Raw genomic sequence first — 25226 nt, 5'->3', positions numbered from 1 at the left:
GGCTTCAGGCTTCGGCCATCAGCGCCGCCACGCGCGCGCGCCACTCCGGTTGGTCATCAACGACCAGAGACAGCGGCATGCGCCGGCGGACCACGTCATCAACCGTTCGTGCCATTTCATCGCGCACCGCGAGCACCACTTCCGCCGCCAGATACGGCGCGTCCGGATGGATGCGTTCGGCCCAGGCGTGATTCTCGTCGAGCAGCGCTTCCACCCGGCCGATGCCGGTGCCGTGACGCAGACTCAGGGAGCGCGCAACGTCGGCAGCCAGCCCGCGCCGCGCCAGGCCGGCAACGGCTTCCGCCTGCCAGCCGCTGAAGTCGCCCAGCTCACGAATCTCATGCGGCGCGCCGGGCAGGGCATCGCGATCGCTATGCGATTCGATCGGCTCGCGGCCGAGGCTTTCCAGCACGCGATCGACGATCTCCACCGCATCGCAGCGCGCCGTCGTGTACTTGCCACCCAGTGGCCAGACCAGCCCCGGGCGCGGCTCCAGCACGGTGAATTCGCGGCTCACCGCAGCCAGGCTTTCGGCGTCTTCGGCCTGCAGACTGCGCACACCGGCGAAGCGGCCGATGATCTGCTCCACGGTCCAGCCCAGACCCGGCATCAGCGCGTTGACGGCCTCGATCAGGTATTGCGCCTCGGCCTCGGTGACGCTGACGCCGGTGGCATCGTCGACCGAGGATTCAGTGGTGCCGACCAGGGTCCGGCCGTTCCACGGAATGACGAAGAACACGCGGCCATCCGAGGGTGCGGTGAGCAGGAAGGCATCTTCCAGTTCGGGAATCGCCGGCATCACCAAGTGCACGCCCTTGACCAGCTTCACCGCTTGCTGGGCCGCCTGCTTGCCATCGCTGCTGCCCATGCCCGGCAGGCGATGCGCCCAGGGTCCGGCTGCGTTGACCACGCAATCGGCCTTGACCGTGTAGACCTCACCGGTCTCGGTGTCGCGCAGGGTCGCGCCGGTGCAGCGCTCGCCGTCGAAGCTCAGGCTGTCGGCAGCCACCGCATTGGCGCAGACCGCGCCGGCGGCCTGGGCGGCGGCGATCACGAACAAGGTCATGCGCGCATCGTCTTCCTGGCAGTCGCCATAGCGCAGGCCGCCTCGGAGGCCGGCCTCGTCGAGATAGGGATGCACCGCCAGCAGCTTCCTGCGCGAGAACGATTTGAAGCGTGGCACCGGCTGCTTGCCGGTGGCCAGGAAGTCGTACAAGGTCAGGCCGGCGAGCAGTTGCAGACGGCCGACTCTTGCGCCTTTCCACACCGGCACCACGAAGTTCAGCGGCCGTACCAGATGCGGCGCCAGCCGCGACAGCACCCGGCGTTCCGCCAGCGCGTGGCGGACCAGCGCGAATTCGTAATGCTCCAGATAGCGCAGGCCGCCGTGGATCAGCTTGGAGGACGACTGCGAAGTACCCGAACCCCAGTCGTTGCGCTCGACGATCGCCACCTTCAGGCCGCGCTGCGCGGCGTCGCAGGCGGTCCAGGCGCCGTAGATGCCGCCGCCGATAACCAGCAGGTCGTAATGGGCGTCGCGAAGTGCAGAGGTTTGTCGGATCAGCGGAAAGGCAGGGGTCATCGGGCGAGGGAAATTCGGGAAGATTTCAATCAGGTTTCTGGATTCGGGTGACCGCGGCCAGCCAGTCGCGCAGCGCCTGGGCTTCGGCCTCGTCGATCACGCCGCTGTCGCGGGTCTGATCGATCCGAGTCGGCACGTGGCGCGACAGGCGGGTGATTTTCGCCGCGATCGCCCGCGCCTCGATGGCTTCGCCAGCACGCATCAGGCCAAGGGCCTGATCGATCAGCGGCCAGGGGCTGGCATCAGCTGGCAGGCCGACGCGCTCGCCTAGCCGTTCGCGCAGCCGGCTGTCGCTCTGCAACTGGTTGGCGACGCTGCGCTGCGTGGCTTCACGCGGCGCCCTGCGGCTGGGACCCAGCGGCAGCACGATGCGCCGCGTCAGCCAGGCCAGGAACGGTGAGGACAGATGGCGGATCAGGCGGTCCAGCGCTTCTTCGCAGGCGCTGAAGGCATCGGTGCAGATCAGTTCCAGCACCGCGCGTTCGTCGAGATGGGCGCCACCTTCGTCGTACTGGCGCAAGGCCGCGCTGGCCAGATAGAGCTGCGCCAGCGCATCGCCGAGCCAGGTGGTCAGGCTGCGCCGCGATGCTTCGCGGACGGCGCGCAGCGCGGTATACGGCTTGCGCGAACCGAGTTCGCTGGCCATCACGCTGAGGCTGACATCGGCCGCGAACGCGAGCGCGGCACTGTAGCGATTGATCTTGCGCAGGTACTGGGTTTCCGGCGCGCTGCTGCCGAACAGCGGGCTGCTCGCCGTCAGGCCCAGCGCAAACGCCTGCGTGGCGGTACCGAACAGATGGCCGACGTGTGACCACAGGGCGTCGTCGAAACGGGTCAGCGCGGTGGCGGGATTCGGGTCCTGCGCGGCTGCCAGGGCCTGCATGAAGGCGCCATGACTGCGCAGCACGCAGGCACTGTAGACGTCGGTGCGGGCGACCAGCGCCGGCTCCAGGGTTTCCGACGGCGGTTCGTCGAGATCGGTCACCAGCCTTGCCGACAGGCCCTGATCGAGGCCGAGATCGCGCGCCGTCGCCGTGCATTCGCGCGCCTGTGCCAGGCCCAGGGTGCGCGCGAACGCGGCGGCGGCGTAAGGCTTCTCGCCGAGATCGACGGCGCGGGCGGTCAGCGCTGCCAGCGCCTGCGCGGCCGTGGCGCGTGCCGCCAGGGTGGCCAGCGCTTCCTCGGCCAGCGAGCGTTCACCGAGCGACAGCCCGAACGGCGCGTGCAGCTTGGCCAGGCTGCCGGCCGCCAGTGCCAGCGCGGTGGTCGAACCGGCGTGAATCGCGATCGGTGCGATCGCATCGGCAACGGCGCGGCTCTCCGCACCCTGACGGGCGGCTTCACCGATGTGCTCGCGATCGCCGATCACCGCCTCCAGTGGCAGACGCAGCGGGCCACGCTTGTCACGCAACAGTGCTGCGTCGAGCAGCAGCCAGGTGGGCCCGGTCGCAGCATCAGGCCCGAGCCGCGCTTCCGGATCGCGCAGATCGACGCAGCAGCCAACGATTTCCGCATCGGCGGTCAAGCTGATGTCGAGCGTCAGCAGCAGTGCCGGACCCTCGTCGCCGGCTTCGATCACGGCATCGCCGGCAATGCCGGATTCGATGGTCTGCAAATTGGCACCCGCGGCCAGTTGCGGCAGCCAGCGGCTTTGCTGGGCCGGCGTGCCATGGCGCTGCAGCGCGGCGATCCAGGCCAGCCGCGAAGGCGCTCCGATACGGCGGGCCAGATCGCTGCCGGCGCTGGCGCTGAGCCGCATCAGCGCGGCCGACTGCGCCAGCGCCGACAGATCGCGCCCACCGTGCAGACCGTCGACGGCCAGACCGTGCAGGCCGTAGGCGCGCAGCCGGGCGTGCGCCGCTGGCGTTTCCGGATCGCGTGCGTAGCGGCTACAGAACTCGGCCAGCGGGCCGTCGAGCAGGCTGCGCTCGTCCGGCGTCAGACGGGCGCTGTAGCTTTCGTGGAAACGGCTCCAGTCCGGCTGGCCGTTGAACAGTTCGGCTTCCCAGCCGGTGCCGCTGCCGGTCAGCGCCGCGAGCTGGCGTTCATCGAGCCGCGACAGCACCCGCCGAAAGCCGGTGAACAGTGGCCGCGACAGCCATTCCTGGCGCAGCACCGGCAGATTCAGCGGCCCGAACACCAGCAGGCCGGCGATCATCATCAGCGCGAAAGCGATCCAGGATTCGCCGAACACGCCGTAGAACAGGGTCACCGCGCCGAGCACCAGGCTGGTGGTGCGGATGCCGGCCCGGGCGTGGGCCAGAGCGACGAAAGCAATCAGGAAAAACAGCAGCCAGTAGGCCATGACTCAGGCGCTCCGGCTCAAGGTGATGATCAAGGGTTGCGCTCGCTCATTCGACGGGTGGCTTCGAATTCGTCGCCGGGCAGCCAGGCGATCGATTTCGGCAGGCTCAGTGCCTCCCAGCCCAGGGCGAGACCGAAACGGGCCATCTCGACACTCGATGAGAAATCCATGTTTTCGCGGAATTCGTCGCTGGGCTGGTGGTAGGTCTTGGCGGTGTATTCGCGGCTTTTTTCCTGCGCCCATTCGCGGGTCTGGCCAACGTACTTGTCACCCAGACTGACCGAGAACGCCGGCACCCCGACACGGGCCATGCTGAAGTGATCGGAGCGGTAATAGCTGCCGGCCAGCGGCCGCGAATCGGCCTCGATGGTGAATTTGAAGGCCTTGGCAATCTTTTCAACGGACGGATAGAAAGTCAGGCGATCGGCGCCGAGCAGTTTGATGCTTTCCGGCACGCCGAACGGCGCGAAGCTGTCGAAGTTCAGATTCAGTGTGATCTGCCCCGCCGGAAGCGGCGGATGCTCGCCGAGATACTTCGAGCCGAGCATGCCTTTCTCCTCGGCAGTCACCGCCGCGAAGATCACCGAGTGCGGCGGCGGCTCTTTCACCGACGTATAGGCACGCGCCAGTTCGAGCAGTACCGCGCAGCCGGTGGCGTTGTCGATCGCGCCATTGAAGATGCGATCCATCTCCGGCGGCCCGGCCATCTCGGGAGCAACGCCCAGATGATCGTAGTGAGCGCTGTACAGCACCGCCTGCCGCGGTGCGGCCTTGTCGGCCCCTGGCAGCATCGCCACCACGTTCGAGGATTCGAAGCGGCGCACGTGGCTTTCGATGGTGGCTCTCAGCTTCACCGGCAGATCGAAGGCCCGGAACTCGCGCGTACCGGCGGCCTTGATCGCGGCGTCGAGATCGCGCCCGGACAGCGCCAGAAGCAGGCGCGCCACTTCCAGCTGCACCCAGGACGCCGCCTTCAGCTTCGGCCGCTGATCATCGGCCAGCGCCACCGATTCATTGCTCCACGAGCTTTTCACCACCGACCAGGGATAGCTGGCCAGATCCTCGCGGTGGATGAGCACCGCGCCCACCGCGCCCTTGCGCGCGGCCTGCTCGAACTTGTAGGTCCAGCGCCCGTAATAGGTCAGCGCATCGCCCTTGAAGAATTTCGGATCGGTCGACGGCGGCTCGTTGACGATGATCAGCGCCACCTTGCCGCGCATGTCCACGCCGCGGTAATCGTCCCACTGGTACTCGGGTGCTTCGATTCCGTAGCCGACGAACACCAGCGGCGCATCGACGATCGCCGACTCGGCGAGGCTCTGGTCGGCCACCACGTAGTCATCGAACAGCTTCAGCGGCAGGGCTTCGCCCTCGTTGGGCACGAAGGACATGGTCGTCGTGGTCAGCGTCTGGGTGCCTGCGAAGCGCACTTTCTGCAGATAGCTGCCGTTGTCGCCGGCCGGCTTGAGCCCGGCCAGCGCGAACTGCGCGGCCAGGTATTCGGCCGCGATATCGCCGCCACGGCTGCCGGTGCCGCGGCCTTCGAGCAGATCGCTGGACAGGAAGCGGACATGGCTCCTGATGTGTTCGGCATCTATGCCGGCAGCCGCCGCAGCGACTTCCGGCGGCAGGCCGGCGCCGGTCACCGAGGCGATCGGATCCGCGGCAAAGGCGGCATTGCCAAGCGATGCGGCAAGGCCAAACGCCAGCGCCAGCCGGCAGATGAGGGGAGGATTCATGACGGATTCCGTTGCAGGTGCAGGCGGATGAGCTACCAGGCCAGGGTGGCGGGTAGCAGGGAACGCCAGCAGAATAGGAAAAACCTTGGAGCGCCACAAATGGCCACGCCTTTTACGACGCAGCCGGTCGCCGATGCGAACCGTGATTACACCCCCGTCGATCGCCTGCTGCTGCAGGTCGGCAAGGGACTGGGCTTGCTGGCCAGAGGCCCGTTTGCCGCGCGCCCGGCGGCGCCGATGTCCAGCCGCTATCCCGCGGAGCGGGTGGCCGAAGCGCCGCTCGACGAGCGCGAGCGCAAGCACGCGGCCGGTTTGATGCGCGTCAACCATGCCGGCGAAGTGTCGGCCCAGGCGCTGTATCACGGCCAGGCGCTGGTCGCGCGCGATCACGAGGTCCGCGAGCATCTGCTGCGCGCCGCCGCCGAGGAGCGTAATCACCTGCAGTGGTGCGACGCCCGCTTGCGGGAACTCGGCGAGCAGCCGAGCGTGCTGAGTCCGCTGTGGTATGCCGGATCGTTCGCGATCGGCGCTGCTGCTGGGCTGGTCGGCGACAAGGCCAGTCTGGGTTTTGTCGAGGAGACCGAACGCCAGGTCGTCGATCATCTCAACGAGCACCTCGGCAAGCTGCCGCGCCAAGATCGGCGCTCGCGGGCCATCGTCGAAGCGATGCGCGCCGACGAAACGCGCCACGGCGAAGAAGCGGCGGCGGCCGGCGCTGCGCCGGTGCCGATGCCGGTGCGTCGGATCATGGCCGGCGTCTCGCAGATCATGAAGTTCGGCGCCTATCGCGTCTGAATCCACCTTCCGCGTCGGCCCGTAGTTCGGGTCGCCTCCATGAGTGCCCCGACGTGACAAAAATTTCTGCTTCCGCCTTGCGCGACGATTTTTTCGCCGTCGCCCCAAGCGCCACCACGCGTATCGTCGAACTGCACACCGAGAACCTGGCCGAGGACGCGGCGCGCCTGCTCGCCGGCCTGCTCGCGGCGGATGCGCGCACCGATCCGAAGTTCTTCTACGACGCCCAGGGCAGCGCGCTGTTCGATGCCATCTGCCAGCTCGACGAATACCACCCGACGCGCATCGAAGCCTCGATCTTCAGCGAAGCGCGCGAAGCGATTGCAGTGGAGATCAGCCGCGCGCTGCCGGATGGCTTCCAGTGGGTCGATCTCGGTGCCGGCGATGCCGCGAAGTCGCGCGACTGGCTGTCTGCGGTGGCGCCACGCCGCTATGTCGGTGTCGACATCGCCGATGCCTGGCTACGGCCGGCGGTGGCGCGGATCGCCGAAGCGCATCCCGATCTCGATGCGATCGGCGTGGTTGCCGATCTCACTCGCCCGCAGATGCTGGCCCCGGTGCTCGATGAAGTGCCGGAGCCGCCGCTGTTCTTCTACCCCGGCTCGTCGATCGGCAATTTCGAGCCGCTGCGCGCAATCACCTTGCTGAGAACCCTGCGCCAGCTTGGCGGCGGCTTCGGCGGCCTGCTGATCGGTGTCGATTGCGAGCGTGATGCCGGCCGGCTCGAAGCCGCCTATGACGATGCGCTGGGCGTCACCGCGGCGTTCAATCGCAATGTGCTGCGGGTGGCCAATCGCGTGCTCGGTGCCGATTTCGATCCCCGCGCGTTCGCGCATCGCGCCTGGTTCAACGCCGAGGAAAGGCGAATCGAGATGCATCTCGTCGCCAGCACCCAACAGACCGTGCGTTTCACCCAGCCGCTGCCTGCCGAACGTGATTTCGAGGCCGGCGAGCACATCGTCACCGAGTATTCGTACAAGTACACGCCAGCCCGTTTCGGCGCGCTGCTCGATGCCGCCGGCTTCAGCAGTCACCGCGTCTGGCAGGACCCGGCGCGGCGCTTCGCAGTATTCCTGGCGATCGCCTGAATCGTGGATCGTGGCCGTGCCTTGTCGGATCGCTTTGCGCGCATCCGTGCGCAAAGCCTGGCGCTGGCCGAGGGCCTGAGCGCGGAGGACTGCCAGCTGCAGTCGATGCCCGATGCCAGCCCGGTCAAGTGGCATCTCGCGCACAGCACCTGGTTCTTCGAAACCTTCGTGCTTTCGGCAGTCGACGCGGCCTATCAGCCAGTCGATTCCGCGTATCGCGAGCTGTTCAATTCCTACTACGTCGGCATCGGTGCGCGCGCGCCGAGGGCTGAACGCGGGCTGATGTCGCGGCCATCGCTGGATCAGGTCATCGCCTATCGAAACACCGTCGATGCGCGTCTGCTGGCGGCGCTGACCGAAGGCCGCCTTGATGCCGAAATGCTCGATCGCATCGAACTGGGCCTGCATCACGAGCAGCAGCATCAGGAGCTGATCCTCACCGATCTGAAGCACCATCTGTCTCGTAATCCGCTGCATCCGGTCTATCGAAACGAAGCGGTGGTCGCGACCGAAGTGCCGCTGCAATGGATCGGCTTCGCAGCCGATGTGCACGCGATCGGCCACGCCGGTGATGACTTCGCCTTCGACAACGAACGGCCGCGCCATCGGGTGTTCGCCGAAGCCTTCGCGCTGGTCTCGCGTCTGGTCAGCAATGCCGAGTACCAGGCGTTCATCGACGACGGCGGCTACGCGCGGCCTGAACTGTGGCTTTCCGATGGCTGGGATGCGGTGCAGGCTGGCGGCTGGCAGGCGCCGCTGTACTGGTTCGATGACGGCAGCTACTACACGCTGGCCGGGCGCCAGCCGCGTGCGGCAGTGGCGCCGGTCTGCCATGTCAGCTATTACGAGGCCGATGCCTACGCCCGCTGGGCCGAGGCGCGCCTGCCGACCGAAGCCGAATGGGAAATCGCCGCGCAAGCTGCCGATCGTGCCGCGTTCGCGCAGATGACCGGCGAACGCTGGCAATGGACGCACAGCGCCTATCTGCCGTATCCCGGTTTTCAGCCGGCGACCGGTGCGGTCGGCGAATACAACGGCAAGTTCATGATCAACCAGATGGTGCTGCGCGGAGGTTCCTGCGCGACGCCGCAAGGACATCTGCGCACCAGCTATCGCAATTTCTTTCCGCCGGCGACGCGCTGGCAGTTCAGCGGCATTCGGCTGGCGCGCAGCGTCTAAGCCGCGCGGGCCTCCGCTTCGCTGATCAGCAAGTGGCTCGGGACCAGTCCCTTGCCCTTGAGTTCGAGATGGCCGCGCCGTTCGAACACGAAATGGCCGCCAAGCCGCTGACGGAACGCTTCGGTGACATGAATCTGGCCGACGGCGCCGCTGGTTTCCATGCGGCTCGCGGTATTCACCGTATCGCCCCAGAGGTCGTAGGCGAATTTCTTCTGCGCGATCACGCCGCTGATCGCCGGGCCGGCGTCGATGCCGATGCGCAGGTTCAGCGGCATGCCGGATTCGCGGCTCAGGGAGTCGCAGGTGGCGAGCATCGCCAGCGCCATGCGGGCGACTCGTTCGGCGTGGTCAGGCACGGCGTGCGGTACGCCGGCTGCCGCCATATAGGCATCGCCGACGGTCTTGATCTTCTCGACGCCGTGCACGTCGGCAATTTCGTCGAACGCCTTGAACAGCGTTTCCAGCAGCTGGATCAAACGACTTGGCGGCAGCTCAGCGGCCAGTTGCGTGAAGCCGACAACGTCGGCGAACAGGACCGAGACGTCGTCATGGAATTCGACGACGTGACTCTCGCCCCGCTTCAGACGATCGGCAATCGCGTCCGGCAGGATGTTGCGCAGCAACTCGTCGGCGCGGCTGCGTTCTTCGGTCAGCGTCTTGCGCAGCACGAAACTGCGGACGGCGGCGCGGTACCAGACTTCGTCCGCCACCATCGCGCAGGCCGTCAGGCAGAAGGCATTGACGCCGACCGCGTACGACACCAGCGGATTCGGATTGATCAGCGCGATGCCGGTGATCAGGATTCCGAAGCTGATCGGGTAGGCGATCAGTTTCGTGCGGCTCGGCGTGACGATCATTCCGGCGATCACCAGCAGCACCAGCGCGTAGATCGACACGTCGATCGCCAGCGTCTGGCTCAGCAGCGCGTGCCAGATGCAGAACAGCAGCGCGAGCGGAATCGCGATCACGGTCATCTGGCGCGCGGTGTCGGGTGCCAGGTTGTTGCCGAGACGGTGCGCAGCGACCAACCAGGTGCCGAGCATGACGATGTTCACCAGCCGCCAGACCACCAGATCGCCATACATCCGGTACTGCTCGAACAGGCCGTGCCGGTAAAGCGGCAGATCGTAGGTGACCAGGGCTACCAGATTCAGCAGGGTGGCCGCCCAGAACAGCTTGCGAATGTTGGAAACCGCGGTTCGATTGCAGTCGGTATCGAACTCGGCTTGCCATTCGGGGCGGATCACCGGCATCTCCGGCCGGCGCCCGAGGAGAACTGCAGCAATCGATCCGAGCAGGGATTTCACGTCAGGTTTCAAGAGCGTGATGGCGGGTCGATCGGCAGCGGTTCGAGAATAGAGGGACGACCCTCGCATTCTTACCAGTTTGCTGCGCTTTTCGCAGTACATTGAGAGTGCTGGGCCATGGCCGATCAAGCCACTTGCCCCGACGTCGTCCTTCTCGCATCGAAGGCAACAAAAAAGCCCGCCATCGGCGGGCTTGGGTACGCGTGCTGTCTCAGCGCTGGATGTTGCGCCCGTAGAAGATTTCCATGATCTCGTGATCAACCCGCTCGCGAATGCGCTTGGCTTCACGCGGCGGCAGTTCCGACGAACCTTCACCGAACAGATAGGTGTCGAGATTCAACTGCTTCAGGCGCATCTTGGTGTGGAAGATGTTCTCCTGATAGACGTTGACGTCGACCATGTCGTACTTGTCCTTCACTTCGCGCGACAGGAAGTTCTGGATCGAATCGATCGTGTGGTCGATGTAGTGCTTCATGCCGCGTACGTTGCGGGTGAAGCCGCGGACGCGGTAATCCATCACCACGATGTCGCTCTCGAAGCTCTTGATCAGATAGTTCAAGGCCTTCAGCGGCGAAATCTTGCCGCAGGTCGAGACATCGATGTCGGCGCGGAACGTCGAGATGCCGGCATCCGGATGATTCTCCGGATAGGTGTGGACGGTGATGTGGCTCTTGTCGAGATGGGTCACCACCGAGTTCTTGCTCGGGCTCGGGTCGGGCATGCCATCGAGGTGGCCTTCGGAGATCAGCATCGTCACCGAGGCACCCTGCGGATCGTAATCCTGGCGCGCCACGTTGAGGATGTTGGCGCCGATGATGTGCGCCACCTCGGTCAGGATCGCCGTCAGACGCTCGGCGTTGTACGCCTCGTCGATGTACTCGATGTACTCCTGCTGCTGCTGCTGATTGCGCGCATAGCAGATGTCATAGATGTTGAAGCTCAGCGACTTCGTCAGGTTGTTGAACCCGAGCAGCTTGAGCTTCGGATTGTTCGTGGGCTTTGCCAACGTGCATCTCCCGGTAAGGGCAAACAGAAAACCAAAACCCTGCGCGCAAACCGCGAAGGGCCGACATTATCCATCAAATTTTCCGGCGAATTTCCTCAGGTCTCATGACCGGGGAATGACAGTCCCCGCGCAGCGAGCCCGACGAGGCTCTGGATCAGGCTTCGTCGTGGATCTCGTAGCCGTGGGTGATCTCGGCAGCCTTGGAAAGCATGATCGAGGCGGAGCAGTATTTTTCGGCTGACAACTGCACCGCGCGCTTGACGTGGTTGTCCGACAAGCCGATGCCCGAAACGATGAAATGCAGGTGGATCTTGGTGAACACCTTGGGATCGGTTTCGGCGCGTTCGCCGTCCACTTTCACTTCGCAGCCGCTGACCGGCTGGCGTGCCTTTTTCAGGATCTGCACGATGTCGACCGCCGAGCAGGAGCCCACCGACATCAGCATCAGCTCCATCGGCCGCACGCCGAGATTGCGCCCGCCGATCTCGGCCGGACCATCGACGACGATGGCGTGACCACTACCGCTTTCGGCGATGAAAACGGCGTTCTCGTGCCACTGAACCCTTGCTTGCATTGGCTTTTCCGGCGTTTGATGGGGCTGTGATATTTTCGCCGGGGGAGTTTACGCCGCGAGGAATCCGACCGGCGAAACAGATGGCAAACAGGGGGAAGTCGCGTGCTCGAAAAACCAGCCGTTCAGGCCTATATCAACACCGCGCACAAGCGCAGCTATCCGCCGAAGCACACCATCGTCCATGCCGGCGCCAACCCACAGTCACTATTTTTGATCCTCACCGGTTCGGTCAGCGTGCTGGTCGAGGACGAGGATGGCCGCGAGATGGTGCTGGCCTACCTGAATGCCGGCGATTTCTTTGGCGAGATGGGCCTGTTCCAAGACCAGCAGGTGCGTACCGCCGTCGTTCGCACCCGCAGCGCGACCTTGCTGGCAGAAGTCAGCTACACCGCGTTCCGCACGTTCGTGCGCGAACAGCCGGACATCATGTTCGAACTGGCTGGCCAGCTTGCGGCGCGCCTGCGCGATACGTCGGGCCGTCTGCGCGACCTGACCTTCGTCGATGTCGCCGGCCGTCTGGCCCGCACCCTGATGGATCTGGCCACCCAGCCCGACGCCAAGGCTCATGCACGCGGCATCCTGGTCAAGATCAGCCGCCAGGAAATTGCCCGCATCGTCGGCTGCTCGCGGGAAATGGCTGGCCGCGTGCTGAAGAAGCTCGAGGAAGATGGCGTGGTGCAGTCGCAGGGCCGCAGCATCATCGTGCTGTCGACCGGACGTCTCGCGAAGCAGAAAACGGCCTGACCCGCCGAGCCGAGCTTCAAGCCATCGTCGCGAGATAGGCTCGGCAGTCGTATTCGAACGCGACGCTGCCGTCCTGCTGGTGAGCGTCGAAGATCGTTCTGAGCTCGGTCAGCAAGGGTTCGCGCGCCGGATCGTCGGCCTTTGGCGTATACGACGAGGACAGCAGCCGGCCCTTGAGCCCGTCGAAATCGAACTGCTGGACGTAGTCGAAGCGCGCTTCGCGAATCGTCGCATCGCCAAAGAACTCACCGATCTCGCCGATCGACGCCTGATGCGGCTGTCCAGCGGCGTAGTCCGGGCAGCGACGCATCAGTAGATCCTCGTAGGCGATCGCAAACACGCCATCGAGGCGGCGCACGTTCCAGATCAGTGCTGCCGCGCCGCCCGGCGCCAGCACCCGTTGCGCCTCGTCCCTGGCCTTGAGCGGCACGAACCAGTGGAAGGCTTGTGCCGCAGTCAGCAGGCGCACCGATGCAGTTTCCAGCCCGGTCGCTTCTGCCGTGCCAGCGACGCTGGCGAAGCCGGAGAACGATCCCAGTTCGGCTTCCGCCGCTGCGCGCATTGCCATGTTCGGCTCGACGGCTTGCACCTGCAGGCCGGCGGCCAGCAGATCCCGGCTCAGCAGGCCGGTACCGGAACCGATGTCGGCGACTGTGTCACCAGGCGCAAGCCCGGCTTCATCGAGCAGCCAGCGGGTCAGCGCCGGCGGGTAGCCCGGCCGGTAGCGGCGATAGTCGTCGACCCGGTCGCCGAAGCGTTCGGTCGGGCGGTAGCGATCGGGATCGTGCATGCGGGAATTGGTCAAAGTGGGTGCGCAAGCTTAGCCGTCGGCAGACCCACTGCGCCGATCGGAAAGCGAGTTGAAAGCTCCGCTGCGATCCGCCTTTTTACAGGCTGCGGCGGTAGGCTTGCGATGGGTCTTTCGAATCGAGGTTTCATGGACGCTGCAGCCATTCTGTCCCAGTGCAGCCTGTTCTCCAGCCTCGATGCCCGCGGGCTCGCCGAGCTCGCCGCGCTGTGCAGCGAGGTCCAGGTTGCCGGTGGAGATTCGCTGTTCGCCGCCGGCGCGCCGGCCGATTGTCTGTATATCGTCGTCACCGGACGCCTGCGCGCGTTCCGGCCCGATGGTTCTGTGGCCGGCGACATCCTGCGCCTGGAGCCGATCGGCGAGATCAGCGTGATGGCCGACGAACCGCGAAGCGGCGAGGTCTATGCGCTGCGCGACAGCCTGTTGCTGCGCATTGGTCGCGAGGCGCTGCTGGATTTCATCGTTCGCTATCCGGCGACGGCGCTGGAAATCACCCGGGTACTGATTCACCGGATGCGCCAGAACCTGCGGCCGGCGGCGATGGCCCGCTTGCCGTCGCGTCCGGCGCTGGCGATCGTGCCGGCGACGCCCGGAGTGCCGATCGCCGCTTTCGTCGAACGGCTGGAGCGAGCCTTTCGCCGTCAGGGCGAAATCCCCGAACGGCTCGATGCGGTACGCATCGACGGCGAACTGGGTGCCGGCGCCTCCGAACTGCCGGTGACCGACAGCCTCGGCAATTCGCGGCTGATCGACTGGCTGGCGCAGCATGAAGCCAGCGGCCGGCGCCTGCTGTATTGCGCCGATCCGGCGCGCCGGGCCTGGAGCGAGCGCTGTCTGCGCCAGGCCGATCGGGTGCTGATCGTTGCCGATGAACATGCAAGGCCGATCGACAGCCGCGTACCGGCGATGCTCAGGCGTCTGCATCTGCGCACGCCGATCGAACTGGTGATGTTGCGCGAGGGCTACGCACCCGCGGCCAACTTGCGCGACTGGACGTCGAATTGCGCGCTCGACAGCCACCACCACGTGCATCCCACCGTCGATGCCGATCACGATCGCCTGGCGCGCCTGCTGAGCGGCCGTGCGCTGGGCCTGGTGCTGGGCGGCGGCGGCGCACGTGGTTTCGCGCACATCGGGTTGATCCGGGCGCTGGAAGAACTCGGGCGTCCGATCGATCTCGTGGGTGGTACCAGCATGGGTGCCTTCTTCGGCGGGCTGCTGGCCTGCGGTGCCGATAGCCGCGAGCTGCGCCGGGTCGCCAGCGAAACCTTCGTGCAGCAGAACTTCCTGAACGATTTCGTGATTCCCCGCGTGTCGCTGATCCGCGGCCGACGCTTCGGCACGCGGCTGCGCACGATCTTCGGCGAGCAGATGATCGAAGATCTGCCGCTCCCTTATTTTTGCGTGAGCACCAATCTGACACGAGGCACGGCCGTGGTGCATCGCCAGGGGCCGCTGTCCCTGTGGATCGGCACCAGCATGGCGGTGCCCGGGGTCGCCCCGCCGGTGGTCTGGAACGGCGATCTGCTGGTCGACGGCGCCATCGCCAACAGCTTGCCGACCGACATCATGCACGCCGAGGGTCGTGGGCCGATCATCGCTTCCGACGTGTCGACCGAAGGTGGCTTGAGCGCACCGGGCATCGAAGGGCCTGATCCGGAAGCCCTGTTGCGCCGCAACCGCATCGGCCCGCCGCTGACCCTGGCCGACATCCTGTTCCGCAGTGCCACCCTGGCCAGCGAAAGCGGCATCAAGGCGCGCGCGGCGCAGGCCGATCTCTATCTGCGCATGCCGGTGTCGGGCATCGGCCTGTTCGACTGGAAGCGGCTCGACGAGATCATCGATCGGGGCTACCGTCAGGCCGTGAAATCGCTGGAAGCCTTCCTCGCCAACAACGGCGACTGAAGCCGCGCGGGAGATCCCTCAACTTCGTTGCGGGGTTTGCAGCGGCCAAAGAAAAACGGCGCCGGACTTTCGTCCGGCGCCGCTGATTCAGCTTGCTGCCTGAGGCTAGGTCTTACTTCTTGATGACCTTGACCGCCAGCGGCTTGGTCAGCACCTGGAACTCGACGCGGCGGTTCTCGGCGCGGCCGGCTTCAGTGGCGTTGTCGGCGATCGGCTTCTTCTCGCCGTATCCGACAGCGGCCATGCGATCAGCCGAAATGCCCTTGCTGATCAGGTACTTGCGGACGGATTCAGCGCGACGCTTGGAGAGCGACAGGTTGTAACCGTCAGCACCCTTGGAATCGGTATGACCACCGATTTCAAGCGTCAGCTTCGGCTGCGACTCGAGGCCCGGCAGGATCGCATCGAGGATGCCCTGCGCGTTCAAGGTCAGCTGATCCTTGTTGTACTCGAAGTTGACACCGCGCAGCACAACCGTCTGCTCGATGATGCAACCCTCGGCATCAACCTTGAAGCCCTTCGGAGTACCCGGGCACTTGTCAAGGTAATCGGCAACGCCGTCACCGTCGGTGTCGAGCGGGCAACCGCTGGCATCGACCTTCACGCCAGCCGGGGTGCCTGGGCACTTGTCGAGGCTGTCGATGACGCCGTCCTTGTCGCTATCCGGCGGCGGCGGCGGTGGCGGCGGTGGCGGAGCCTTGGCAACGACTGGCGGCGGCGGCGGTGCAACCGGGGCGCCGAAGGCGTACTGCAGGCCTACGTTGAAGCGCCAGTCACCGAAAGTGTCCGATCCCGCGACCGATTCATCGTTGTAATCAAGGACGTAACGAGCTTCGGCACGTGCCGAAAGACGATCGGTCAGCGCAAACAGCGCGCCGGCACCAAAGTTTATGTACGGCGACACCGTCTTGGTATCGAGCGAGGTGCCCAGTTCCTCGTACATGCCACCAACACCGGCGAGCACGAACGGACGGAACGGACCCTTGACCAGCGGCACGAGCAGATCGATGCCGACGCCGAGCTGGGCGTCCTGCTTGCCGTCGGAGTCGCGGTCCAGGCTGGTACCGAAGCCCGAAAATTCGAGATTCAGGTGATCGCTCAGCGGCAGGCCGAGGAAAACCACTTGGCCACCAATGCCGTAGTTGGCATCACGCTCGCTGGCTGGCGCCGTGTAGCTACCCATCACAGCGCCATACGTCGTCTTCGAATAGTCGGCGGCGGTGGCAACTCCAGTACATGCGAGTAGTGCCAGCGCCAATGCAGTGTTTCTCATGGCCAGTTGCTCCTTTTGTTCTATTTACGGGGGGACAACCCGAGCGGGACAACAGGCGTTGCCCGGCCGGTCTTCAACATTTGTGCCGGGAGCATAAAAGGCCAAGGCACACACACGCAAACGCAGTGCATCAAAAAAAAGGGGCGGCTAGCCGAAAGACAGCTTAATGCGCACGTAATTCCTTGCGCAGAATCTTGCCGACATTCGATTTCGGCAAGGCGTCCCGGAACTCGATTGCTTTCGGTAATTTGTACCCGGTCAGGTGGACGCGGCAATGCTCGCGCAGGGTTTCGGCGGTCAGAGTCGGGTCTTTGCGGACCACGAAGATCTTGACCGCTTCGCCGGTTTTCGGGTCCGGTATGCCGATGCAGGCGCATTCGAGCACGCCGGAATGAAGTGTGACGATGTTCTCAATTTCGTTCGGATACACGTTGAAGCCTGAGACCAAGATCATGTCCTTCTTGCGATCGACGATCCGGAACCAGCCCTCGGCATCGACGGTGGCGATGTCTCCCGTCTTCAGATAACCGTCGGCCGTGAACGCGGCGGCGTTTTCGGTCGGCCGGTTCCAGTAGCCGCGCATCACCTGCGGGCCTTTGACGCAGAGTTCGCCGGGCTTGCCGACCGCCACCTCGCGCTCGTCGTCATCGCGCAGGGACACCCAGGTCGACGGCAGCGGCAGGCCGATGGTGCCGTTCCAGTCCGGCCGGTCGATCGGCGAAAAGCAGACACCGGGCGAGGTTTCGGACAAGCCGTAGCCTTCGGTCAGCGCCACGCCGGTCAGCGCCTTCCATTTTTCGGCGACCACCTGCTGCACGGCTGCGCCACCGCCGACGGTGAACTTCAGCGCCGAGAAATCGAGATCGGCGAAATCCGGGTGATTGACCAGGCCGTTGAACAGCGTGTTGACGCCAGTGAACGCGGTGAAGCGCTGTCTGCCCAACTCGGCGACGAAGGCATCGAGGTTGCGCGGATCGGTAATCAGCAGGTTCTTGCCGCCAACGTGCAGGAACAGCATGCAATTCACCGTCAGCGCGAAGATGTGATACAGCGGCAGTGCGGTGACCACGATGTCGCCGCCGTCGCTCAGCTTCGGCCCGATCCAGGCCTGCATCTGCAGCAGGTTCGCCACCAGATTGCCGTGGCTCAGCGTCGCGCCCTTGGAAAGCCCGGTGGTGCCGCCGGTGTACTGCAGGAAGGCGATATCGGCAGGCGCGAGCTGCACGCGGTGATAGGGCTGGGCGCGGCCGCGGGCCAAGGTCGTGCGGAACGGCACGCTGCCCGGCAATGACCAGGCCGGCACCATCCGCTTCATCCGTTTGACCACGAAGTTGGTCAGCAGGCTTTTCGGGAACGGCAGTAGATCGCCGATCTGCGTGGTGATGACGATCGAAAGCGAAGTCGCCGCGATCACCTGAGCCAGGGTCGCCGCACAGTTCTCGACGATCACGATCGCCTTTGCCCCGGAATCCTTGAGCTGGTGTTCCAGTTCGCGCGGCGTGTACTGCGGGTTGACGTTGACCGCCACCAAGCCGGCGCGAAGGATGCCGAACACCGCGATCGGGTACTGAAGCAGGTTCGGCATCATCACCGCGACGCGATCACCCGGCAGCAGGCCGGCGACGTTCTGCAGCCAGGACGCGAAGTCCTGCGACAGCCGGTCGACATCGTCGTAGGACAGCACCGTGCCCATGTTCTCGAAGGCCGGCAGATCGCGGTAGCGCTCGCAGGCGCTGTCGATGATCGCGGCCAGCGAGGCATGGCCAGAGGGTTCGATGTCGGCAGGCACGCCGCTCGCATAGGCCTTGAGCCAGACCCGCGGAGCCGCTGCCTCGGTTGCCCCGGCGATTGCTGGATCGCCCGGTTCTCCCCGCTTCGCCATGGTCGTTTTCCTTGGTTTACTGCTATCTGGCCGCGTCGCCCGCGGTCTTGTTCAGCGCGCTTTGATTATAGGGAAACGTCTCTGCTGCGCAGCCAGTCCGCAAAGGACGGCGTGCCGCTGGCAGCCGCGTCGGCTTCGGTCTGAGCAATGAAGCGCAGCAGCAGGCGATCGTCGGCATCGCTGGCGCCGCCAGCAACAGACTCTGGCAAGCCGCCGCGACACCAGAGCCACAGTTCGGCCAGCGTATAGCTGGAAGGATCGCGCGCTGGCAGCAGGCGACGATCGGGCTCGGTTTCGATCAGCGCGCCGCAACTGGTGAGCAGGCTCACCGCATGTTCGAGGCGATCGGCATTGGCCGCGAGCAAGCGCTCGACCTCGATGAACGGCAGCGCCGGCTCGCCGGACTGAAAGCGCCGCGCCGCCAGCATCATCACGCGCATCGGCAGATATTCGGACTCCCGGCTCGCCGGCGGTGCACTGACCAGGTTGCCGACCAGATGACGCGGATTCTGGATGTAGAACGCCAGTCGGCAGCCGTACAGCACGATCAGCCAGCTCACATACAGCCAGATCAGCAGGATGATGATGATCGCAAAGCCGGAGTAGATCGCGCTGTAACTGCTGGCGCCGCTGACGAAGCGGGCAAAACCGATGCTGGCGCTCTCCCAGGCGATGCCGGCGAACAGGCCACCGGCTGCTGCGGCGCGGAACTTCACCCGGGTATTCGGAATGAAGCTGTAGATGAAGGTCAGCGCACCTACGATCAGCACATACGGCGCCAGCTTGGTGATCAGCAGCAAGGTGGTGCCGAACGGCTCGTACATCGCCAGGGTCATGACGATGGTGCTCGAGCGCAGGGTCGCGGTCAGGCCGAGCGCGGAGAACACCAGCACCGGGCCGATCAGCAGCACCGACAGATACTCGCCGAAGCGCTGGGTAACGCCACGCTCCTGCTTGATCTTCCAGATGAAATTGAAGCTGGCTTCGATCTTCGAAATCATCGACACCGAGGTGTACAGCAGCAGCGCGATGCCGATCGAGCCGAGCACGCCGACCTTGATGTTGTCGACGAAGGCGATGACGTTGTCGCTGATCACCTTGGCCTGATCGCCGAGCGGCTCCAGCGCCTGGGCCAGGATCGGTTCCAGCGAGTTGTGCACGCCGAAAGCCTTCAGCACCGAGAACGCCAGCGCCAGCAGCGGCACCAGCGACAGCAGGGTGGTGTAGACCAGGCTCATCGCCCGCAGGGCAATTTCGCCTTCGAGCAGATCGCGCAGCAGCGCCAGCGCATAACGGCCAGGCTTCAGCAGACGGCGGCCCCAGATCGAGCGGGGCTCGCTCAGCCACAGCAGCCGGTGTACGCGATGGTAGGGATCGGGAAGCATGATCGGCCGATTGTCGCGGCCTCATCCGATGCTGTCCATGTGTCGCTGCCGCCGCGACCGGCGACAATGCAGACCGTCTCCCGCACGCCTGGATGCCACCGCCTGCAATGTTGCCTGTCGCCGAAACCGCAAATCTGATCGACGGATCGCTGGAAGCCGCGCTGAAGCGCTGGTTCGGCTTCGACAGTTTTCGCCCCGGCCAGCAGGCCGTGGTCGGTGATGCGATGGCCGGCCGCGACCTGCTGGCGATCATGCCGACCGGCGGCGGCAAATCCCTGTGCTTCCAGTTGCCGGCGCTGCTCAGGCCGGGTGTGATGGTGGTGGTCTCGCCACTGATCGCGCTGATGCAAGACCAGGTGCGACTGCTGCGCGACAACGGCATCGATGCCGCGTTTCTGAATTCATCGCTGACCGCACGCGAAGCCAGCGACACCACCGCCGGCCTGCTGCGCGGCGATTACAAGCTGCTCTATCTGGCGCCCGAACGGCTGCTGACGCCGGACTTCCTGAGCGGCTTCCTGCCGCGGCTCAAGGACGTGCAAGGTTTGTCCGGCTTCACCATCGACGAGGCGCACTGCGTCTCCGAATGGGGACACGACTTCCGCCCGGACTACCGGCAGATGCACTGCCTGCGCGATCACTTTCCGGACGTGCCGGTGTTCGCGTTCACCGCGACGGCTACTGGCCGCGTGCGGCAGGACATCGTCCATCAGCTGGGGCTGGTCGAGCCGACGATTCACGTCTCCAGCTTCAACCGGCCGAACCTGCATTACGCGGTCAGTGCCAAGGACGGCCGCAGTTACAACGAATTGCTCGATCGTGCGCGCAAGCGGCCGAATGATTCCGGCATCGTCTACTGCCTGTCGCGCAAGCGGGTCGACGAACTGGCGTCCGGGCTCGCCGAGGACGGCATCCGCGCGTTGCCGTATCACGCCGGCCTGAACGCCGACACGCGGCGCTCGAACCAGGATGCGTTCATCCGCGACGATGCTCAGGTGATCGTCGCGACGATCGCGTTCGGCATGGGCATCAACAAGCCGGACGTGCGCTGGGTCGTGCATTACGACCTGCCGAAAACCATGGAAGGCTATTACCAGGAAGCCGGCCGCGCCGGCCGCGATGGCCTGAAGGCCGACTGCCTGCTGTACTTCGGCATCGGCGACCTGAAGACCGCCGAGTTCCTGATCGCCCAGAAGGTCGACCCGCAGACTGGCGCGCCGCTGGAAGCCGAGCAGCGCGTGGCCAAGCAGCAGCTGCGCAAGGTGCTGGATTACGCCGAATCCACCGAATGCCGCCGCGCGATCCAGCTGCGCTACTTCGGCGAGAACTTCGAAGCACCCTGCGGCGCCTGCGACAACTGCAACGATCCAAAGCCGGTCGAGGATTGGACACTCGAAGCAAGGCAGTTCCTGTCGGCGATCGCGCGGCTGGCGCAGCGCAACGAGCGCTACGGCGCGGCCTATCTGATCGACATCCTGCGTGGTTCGGAAACCCAAAAGCTCATTGATCGCGGCCATCAGGCCTTGAGCGTCTACGGCATCGGCAAGCAGCGTTCGCAGGACGAATGGCGGCTGCTGGTGCGGGCGCTGCTGCACCAGGGTCTGCTTGGCGAAACCGGCAATGAATATCCGGTGCTGTGCCTGAACGAAGCGAGCCGCGCGGTGCTCAAGGGCGAGCGGCCGGTGCAGGTCGCGATCGCGCCGAAGACCGCCAAGCCGAAGAAGCGGCGCGGCGCGAGCGTCGAACTCGACACTTCGGCGATGCCGGAAGCGGAGGCTCTGTTCGAAGCGCTGCGCGGCCTGCGCAAGACCTTGGCCGATCAGCAGGGTGTGCCGCCCTACGTGGTGTTCAGCGATGCCAGCTTGAAGCAGATGGCCGAGCGCCAGCCGCTGACCAGCGCCACGTTTCTCGACATCTCCGGCGTCGGCAGCCGCAAGCTCGCGCAGTACGGGGCAGCGTTCACCGCGGCGATTCGTGCGTTTCTGGTCGACAAAGGTTTGTCGGTGCCGGAAGCGCCAGCCGAAGATGCGGCGGCGTTCGTCGTCGACGAGAAACAGATCGTCGATGAAGACCTGCCGGACACCGTCGCCGCCAGCCAGCGGCTGTTCGAGCAGGGATTGGAACTCGACGAGATTGCTGCGAAGCGCGGCTTGGATGCCGCGACGATTGCTGGCCATCTCGAAGCGCTGTTCGCTCACGGCGTGGCGCTGGAGTTGTCGCGTCTAGTGCCGGCCGATCGTGTGCAGACGATCGCCAGTGCACTGCAGGCGCACGGCGAGGCGCGGTTGCGTCCGGCCTGGGAAGCGCTCGGCAGTGGCGCCTACAGCTACGAAGAATTGCGTCTGGTCCGAGCCTGGCGGCATGGCCAGAAACGCGCGGGTTGAATCAGCCGAAACGCGGGCCGCAGAAAATTCTTCGCTGACCGCTTGTCTGCCGGACGAATTCGTGGTTGACAGTCAAAAACGCGCTGTTATGATGCGGTGCATCAATTGTTGCGTCGCAACATCTGAGCACCCGTCCCAAGCATGAGGAGTACAAAGATGAACCTGCAGAGCGTTGTTGAAGATGTCAAAGGCCGCGTTGAATCCATTTCTGGTCAGGGCCAGAAGGTTGCCGAGATTTCCATCGACAGCCTGAAGCAGGCTGGCGATGTGGTCGTCGGCGGCTACAAGTCGCTGGTCAGCGAGAACACCACTGCCGCCAAGGAAATCTACTCGGCTGCCGTGTCCAGCTTCGAGAAGGCGAAGACGGACGGCCTGAAGGCTGTCGCCGCCGACCCGATCAGCTACCTGCCGACCACCGGCACGCTGACCGCCCCGTTCAGCCAGACGGTCACCGTCGTCTCGCGCACCGGCGAAGAGCTGTACAAGGTCGTCAAGACCGGCGTCGAAACGATCCAGGCGCAGCTGACCGGCAAGCCGGTGCTGGCGAAGAAGGCTGAGAAGGCAGTCAAGAGCACGACCAAGAAAGCCGTTTCGACGGTCAAGAAGGCCGCCGCCAAGCTCGACAAGTAATCGACCTCGGCCGATCACCGCAGTCGCGATGATCCTGAACCGCGTGGTCGCAAGACCACGCGGTTCATTCGTTCTGGGGGCTGCCCCAACACCATGACTTCAAAACATTCAGAGCGGTTGCCAGGCGTCATCGCCGACAGCCGTCAGAGCAGATTGCAGGACTTGTTGCGGCGCTTCGCACGCAACGAGGCGCGGGCCATCGACGGTCACCGCCAAGGCTTGCAGGAACGCTGGCAGATCATTCGCCGCAGCCGCCGACCGGGTGAAACCCTGCGTTATCAGATCGACCTGCTGCCGCGAACCGCGAAGCGCGTGATCGGCGATCATCGCCGCCGTCTTGCACTGGTCAGAGCCTTGCTGCGCTCGACCCATACCGACGCCAACAGACCCTAGCTCTCGCTGCTCGAAGGTGGCTTCGCCACTTTCCGCCTGGCAGTCTTGCGTCGGCGAGCGGGCTTCGCTTCCGTCGTCCCATCCGCTTTCGCCGAACGCTTGCGCGTCCGCTTGGCGGCCGTTTTTTCCGCTGGCGCTGCTGCGCTCGCTGACGACCTGGCCTTCGCCGACGACACCAGCAGTTGCCAAGGCGCGCTCTGCCGCAGCGTCTGCAGGTTGTCCTTGACGAAGCTCGAGGGATCGAAGGTCTCCGCCGCTGCGCCGAGCTTGTCGCGCAGGAAACTGATCAGATCTTCCTGCAGGCCGGCGACGTCCGGCAGACCCAGAAAGCGGCGCAGTTCTTCAGGCTTGACGTCGATCTCGATGCGAATCTGCATGGCGGGTTCCTCGAGCGGAAAGACTGATCAGGCAGCGGACACGAACAGCGCAACGACACAGCCGGTGGCGATCATCCAGGCCAGCGAGCGCAACGACGGCAGGTTCGCGAGATACAGGATGCCGTAGACGACGCGGGCGGCGATGAAGGCCATGGCCAGCAGATCGATCCGCGCCTGCGGCACGGCAAGCAGATGGGCAATGATCACCGCGGCGGCGAATGGCGGAAACGCTTCGAAGCCGTTCAGCTGCGCCCAGTTCGCGCGCTGCCGCCAGCCGTCGAGCTTGGCCAGCATCGCGCGCGGCGCGGCGTTGTCGAAATCCTTGCCGCCGGCGCCGAACTTGGCCATGCCGGTCCAGGCAATCGGCAGATAGGCGGCGATCAGCACACACCAGTAAGCGGTCGTCATGAGTCGTTTCAGTTTCCGGTGAGGAGGCGTTGGGCTTCGCGGTAAGTGCTCGCGGTGCGGGCAATCACTTCATCGGGAAGCTTCGGGCCAGGAGCGGTCTTGTTCCAGTCGAGGGTTTCCAGATAGTCACGAACGTACTGCTTGTCGAAGCTCGGCGGACTGATGCCGGGGCGATACGCGGCTGCCGGCCAGAAGCGCGAGGAATCCGGCGTCAGCACTTCGTCGATCAGATGTAGCGTGCCGTGCTCATCGACGCCGAACTCGAACTTGGTGTCGGCGATGATGATGCCCCGCGTCGCTGCGAATTCGGAGGCTTCCTGATACAGCCGCAAGGTGATGTCACGGACCTGCGCGGCTAATTTTTCGCCGACCAGCTTCACCGTGTCGTCGAACGAGATGTTGGCGTCGTGCTCGCCCTTCGGCGCCTTGAAGGCTGGCGTGAAGATTGGCTGCGGCAGCTTGTCGGCCAGCATCAATCCGCCCGGCAGCGGAATGCCGCAGACCGCGCCGCTGTCCTGATAGTCCTTCCAGCCGGAACCGATCAGATAGCCGCGCGCCACCGCTTCCACCGGCAGTGCGACCAGCTTCTTGGCGACCACGGCGCGGCCTTCGCACTGCTCCTGTTCGGCCGGGTTCAGCCATTGGCCGAGATCGACGGAGGTATCGAAGTGATTCGGGATCAGCGCTTCGAAGCGCGCCATCCAGAACGCGGTCAGCGCATTCAGCACCGCGCCCTTGCCCGGAATCGGATCGGGCAGGATCACGTCGAATGCCGACAGGCGATCGCTGGTGACGATCAGCAGATGGTGATCGCCGAGCGCGTAAAGATCGCGGACCTTGCCGCTGTGCAGCTTCGGCAGGCTGTTGATCGTCGCTTCATGCAGCGGAGCCGTCATCGTCAGACCCCGGCGAAAAAGTAGCGGCCGCCGCTGGCGACGACGATGACGATCAGGCCCAGCAGCAGATTGATACCGACGAAGATGCGGATCTGCCCGATTCGGCGGCCGGCTTCGGCAACATCACCGGCGATCACCGCACGCTTCAGGCGCTTCAGCGGCGCGAAGTAGACGTGCAGCGCGAGCAGCATCATCACGACGCCGAGCCCCAGCATGATGTGGACATGCTTGCCGACCACAGCCATGCCGCCGAGACCGCGGATCATGTGCAGGCCGGTGCCGAGCAGCAGCGCGGCCGACAGGAACACGTAGCCGAAGAAACGATGCAGCACCTGGGCCCAGAGCGTGGTGCGGGTTTTCGCGTCGATGCCGGCCAGGGTCGGGCGCAGGCAGACGTAGGCGAAGAACATGCCGCCGACCCAGATGGCGGCGAACAAGGTGTGGACAGAGAGAGCGATACCCATGGGCGAGTCGATGGCAGGAACGAACAGGTCGTCACTGTATTGAAGTGCCTGCCGCGGCGCCACGAAAAAGGCCGCCGGATCGCCCCGGCGGCCTGATGTTGC

22 protein-coding genes are annotated in these 25226 nt (G+C 65.0%); 8 read left to right on the top strand and 14 right to left on the bottom strand.

What is annotated here, in order from left to right; translation table 11 throughout:
• Positions 1 to 4: 4 nt before the first annotated feature.
• Genes G513_RS0100260 through G513_RS0100250 form a run of 3 tightly spaced genes read right to left on the bottom strand, consistent with a single transcriptional unit; the run spans position 5 to position 5626 of the window.
• On the bottom strand, positions 5 to 1582 hold the full coding sequence (locus G513_RS0100260) for a glycerol-3-phosphate dehydrogenase/oxidase (RefSeq protein WP_022974825.1): 1578 nt from the start codon (positions 1580 to 1582) through the stop codon (positions 5 to 7).
• Positions 1583 to 1607: 25 nt separating this feature from the next.
• Positions 1608 to 3887 (bottom strand): acyl-CoA dehydrogenase domain-containing protein, encoded by a 2280-nt coding sequence (locus G513_RS0100255; RefSeq protein WP_022974824.1) that lies wholly within the window; start codon positions 3885 to 3887, stop codon positions 1608 to 1610.
• Positions 3888 to 3916: 29 nt separating this feature from the next.
• On the bottom strand, positions 3917 to 5626 hold the full coding sequence (locus G513_RS0100250) for a M28 family peptidase (RefSeq protein WP_022974823.1): 1710 nt from the start codon (positions 5624 to 5626) through the stop codon (positions 3917 to 3919).
• A gap of 99 nt (positions 5627 to 5725) precedes the next feature.
• On the opposite strand from G513_RS0100250, the gene coq7 reads away from it, so the two are divergent.
• Genes coq7 through egtB form a run of 3 tightly spaced genes read left to right on the top strand, consistent with a single transcriptional unit; the run spans position 5726 to position 8688 of the window.
• Positions 5726 to 6421, top strand: coding sequence for a 2-polyprenyl-3-methyl-6-methoxy-1,4-benzoquinone monooxygenase (gene coq7, locus G513_RS0100245; protein WP_022974822.1), 696 nt, complete (start codon positions 5726 to 5728; stop codon positions 6419 to 6421).
• Positions 6422 to 6474: 53 nt separating this feature from the next.
• The gene (gene egtD / locus G513_RS0100240) at positions 6475 to 7509 is read left to right on the top strand and encodes an L-histidine N(alpha)-methyltransferase (RefSeq protein WP_211219584.1); all 1035 of its coding nucleotides are present in this window, start codon (positions 6475 to 6477) and stop codon (positions 7507 to 7509) included.
• A gap of 3 nt (positions 7510 to 7512) precedes the next feature.
• The gene (egtB, locus tag G513_RS0100235; protein WP_022974820.1) at positions 7513 to 8688 is read left to right on the top strand and encodes an ergothioneine biosynthesis protein EgtB; all 1176 of its coding nucleotides are present in this window, start codon (positions 7513 to 7515) and stop codon (positions 8686 to 8688) included.
• Here the strand turns inward: egtB and G513_RS24505 are convergent.
• The 3 genes from G513_RS24505 to G513_RS0100220 all read right to left on the bottom strand — a co-directional run bounded on the left by G513_RS24505 (position 8685) and on the right by G513_RS0100220 (position 11575).
• Entirely contained in the window at positions 8685 to 9935 is a 1251-nt protein-coding gene (locus G513_RS24505) for an adenylate/guanylate cyclase domain-containing protein (protein ID WP_169560467.1), read from the bottom strand. The two genes, egtB and G513_RS24505, sit on opposite strands and share 4 nt — an antisense overlap.
• Positions 9936 to 10206: 271 nt before the next feature.
• Positions 10207 to 11001 carry an adenosylmethionine decarboxylase gene (gene speD / locus G513_RS0100225; RefSeq protein WP_022974818.1) on the bottom strand — a complete coding sequence of 265 codons (795 nt, stop codon included), beginning with the start codon at positions 10999 to 11001 and terminating at the stop codon, positions 10207 to 10209.
• Between the two features lie 154 nt (positions 11002 to 11155).
• Entirely contained in the window at positions 11156 to 11575 is a 420-nt protein-coding gene (locus G513_RS0100220) for an OsmC family protein (protein WP_022974817.1), read from the bottom strand.
• A 102-nt stretch (positions 11576 to 11677) separates the two neighbouring features.
• Here G513_RS0100220 and crp point away from each other — a divergent pair, with 102 nt between their 5' ends.
• On the top strand, positions 11678 to 12319 hold the full coding sequence (crp, locus tag G513_RS0100215) for a cAMP-activated global transcriptional regulator CRP (protein WP_022974816.1): 642 nt from the start codon (positions 11678 to 11680) through the stop codon (positions 12317 to 12319).
• 16 nt (positions 12320 to 12335) lie between these two features.
• On the opposite strand, the gene G513_RS0100210 is transcribed toward crp, so the two are convergent.
• Positions 12336 to 13109 carry a class I SAM-dependent methyltransferase gene (locus G513_RS0100210; RefSeq protein ID WP_022974815.1) on the bottom strand — a complete coding sequence of 258 codons (774 nt, stop codon included), beginning with the start codon at positions 13107 to 13109 and terminating at the stop codon, positions 12336 to 12338.
• A gap of 147 nt (positions 13110 to 13256) precedes the next feature.
• On the opposite strand from G513_RS0100210, the gene G513_RS0100205 reads away from it, so the two are divergent.
• Positions 13257 to 15032, top strand: coding sequence for a patatin-like phospholipase family protein (locus G513_RS0100205; RefSeq protein ID WP_022974814.1), 1776 nt, complete (start codon positions 13257 to 13259; stop codon positions 15030 to 15032).
• Between the two features lie 112 nt (positions 15033 to 15144).
• Here G513_RS0100205 and G513_RS0100200 read toward each other — a convergent pair whose 3' ends face one another.
• The 3 genes from G513_RS0100200 to G513_RS20550 form a co-directional block, all read right to left on the bottom strand.
• Positions 15145 to 16305: an OmpA family protein gene (locus G513_RS0100200; protein WP_084711260.1), complete on the bottom strand. Its 1161-nt coding sequence runs from the start codon at positions 16303 to 16305 to the stop codon at positions 15145 to 15147.
• 163 nt (positions 16306 to 16468) lie between these two features.
• The gene (locus G513_RS0100195; protein ID WP_022974812.1) at positions 16469 to 18187 is read right to left on the bottom strand and encodes an AMP-binding protein; all 1719 of its coding nucleotides are present in this window, start codon (positions 18185 to 18187) and stop codon (positions 16469 to 16471) included.
• A gap of 65 nt (positions 18188 to 18252) precedes the next feature.
• Positions 18253 to 19572, bottom strand: coding sequence for a YihY/virulence factor BrkB family protein (locus G513_RS20550; RefSeq protein WP_022974811.1), 1320 nt, complete (start codon positions 19570 to 19572; stop codon positions 18253 to 18255).
• 107 nt (positions 19573 to 19679) lie between these two features.
• Here G513_RS20550 and recQ point away from each other — a divergent pair, with 107 nt between their 5' ends.
• From recQ to G513_RS0100175, 3 genes are all read left to right on the top strand, one after another.
• Positions 19680 to 21956, top strand: coding sequence for a DNA helicase RecQ (gene recQ / locus G513_RS0100185; RefSeq protein ID WP_022974810.1), 2277 nt, complete (start codon positions 19680 to 19682; stop codon positions 21954 to 21956).
• 156 nt (positions 21957 to 22112) lie between these two features.
• Positions 22113 to 22586 carry a hypothetical protein gene (locus tag G513_RS0100180; RefSeq protein ID WP_022974809.1) on the top strand — a complete coding sequence of 158 codons (474 nt, stop codon included), beginning with the start codon at positions 22113 to 22115 and terminating at the stop codon, positions 22584 to 22586.
• A gap of 93 nt (positions 22587 to 22679) precedes the next feature.
• The gene (locus G513_RS0100175; protein ID WP_156891310.1) at positions 22680 to 22979 is read left to right on the top strand and encodes a hypothetical protein; all 300 of its coding nucleotides are present in this window, start codon (positions 22680 to 22682) and stop codon (positions 22977 to 22979) included.
• Here G513_RS0100175 and G513_RS20545 read toward each other — a convergent pair.
• The 4 genes from G513_RS20545 to G513_RS0100155 are packed head-to-tail and all read right to left on the bottom strand — an operon-like array spanning position 22976 to position 25124.
• Positions 22976 to 23356 carry a DUF6489 family protein gene (locus tag G513_RS20545; RefSeq protein ID WP_022974807.1) on the bottom strand — a complete coding sequence of 127 codons (381 nt, stop codon included), beginning with the start codon at positions 23354 to 23356 and terminating at the stop codon, positions 22976 to 22978. The genes G513_RS0100175 and G513_RS20545 overlap by 4 nt on opposite strands.
• A gap of 27 nt (positions 23357 to 23383) precedes the next feature.
• The gene (locus tag G513_RS0100165) at positions 23384 to 23764 is read right to left on the bottom strand and encodes an MAPEG family protein (protein ID WP_022974806.1); all 381 of its coding nucleotides are present in this window, start codon (positions 23762 to 23764) and stop codon (positions 23384 to 23386) included.
• Between the two features lie 8 nt (positions 23765 to 23772).
• Positions 23773 to 24660, bottom strand: a complete 888-nt coding sequence (locus tag G513_RS0100160; protein ID WP_022974805.1) for a phosphoribosylaminoimidazolesuccinocarboxamide synthase — start codon at positions 24658 to 24660, stop codon at positions 23773 to 23775.
• Positions 24661 to 24662: 2 nt separating this feature from the next.
• Complete coding sequence (locus G513_RS0100155) at positions 24663 to 25124, bottom strand: CopD family protein (RefSeq protein ID WP_022974804.1); 462 nt, start codon at positions 25122 to 25124, stop codon at positions 24663 to 24665.
• Positions 25125 to 25226: the final 102 nt, after the last annotated feature.

The organism is Nevskia ramosa DSM 11499, assembly GCF_000420645.1.
Taxonomy (GTDB): Bacteria; Pseudomonadota; Gammaproteobacteria; order Nevskiales; family Nevskiaceae; genus Nevskia; species Nevskia ramosa.
The sequence above is the reverse complement of the archived record's forward strand: the minus strand, read 5'-3'. Positions and strand labels throughout refer to the sequence as shown.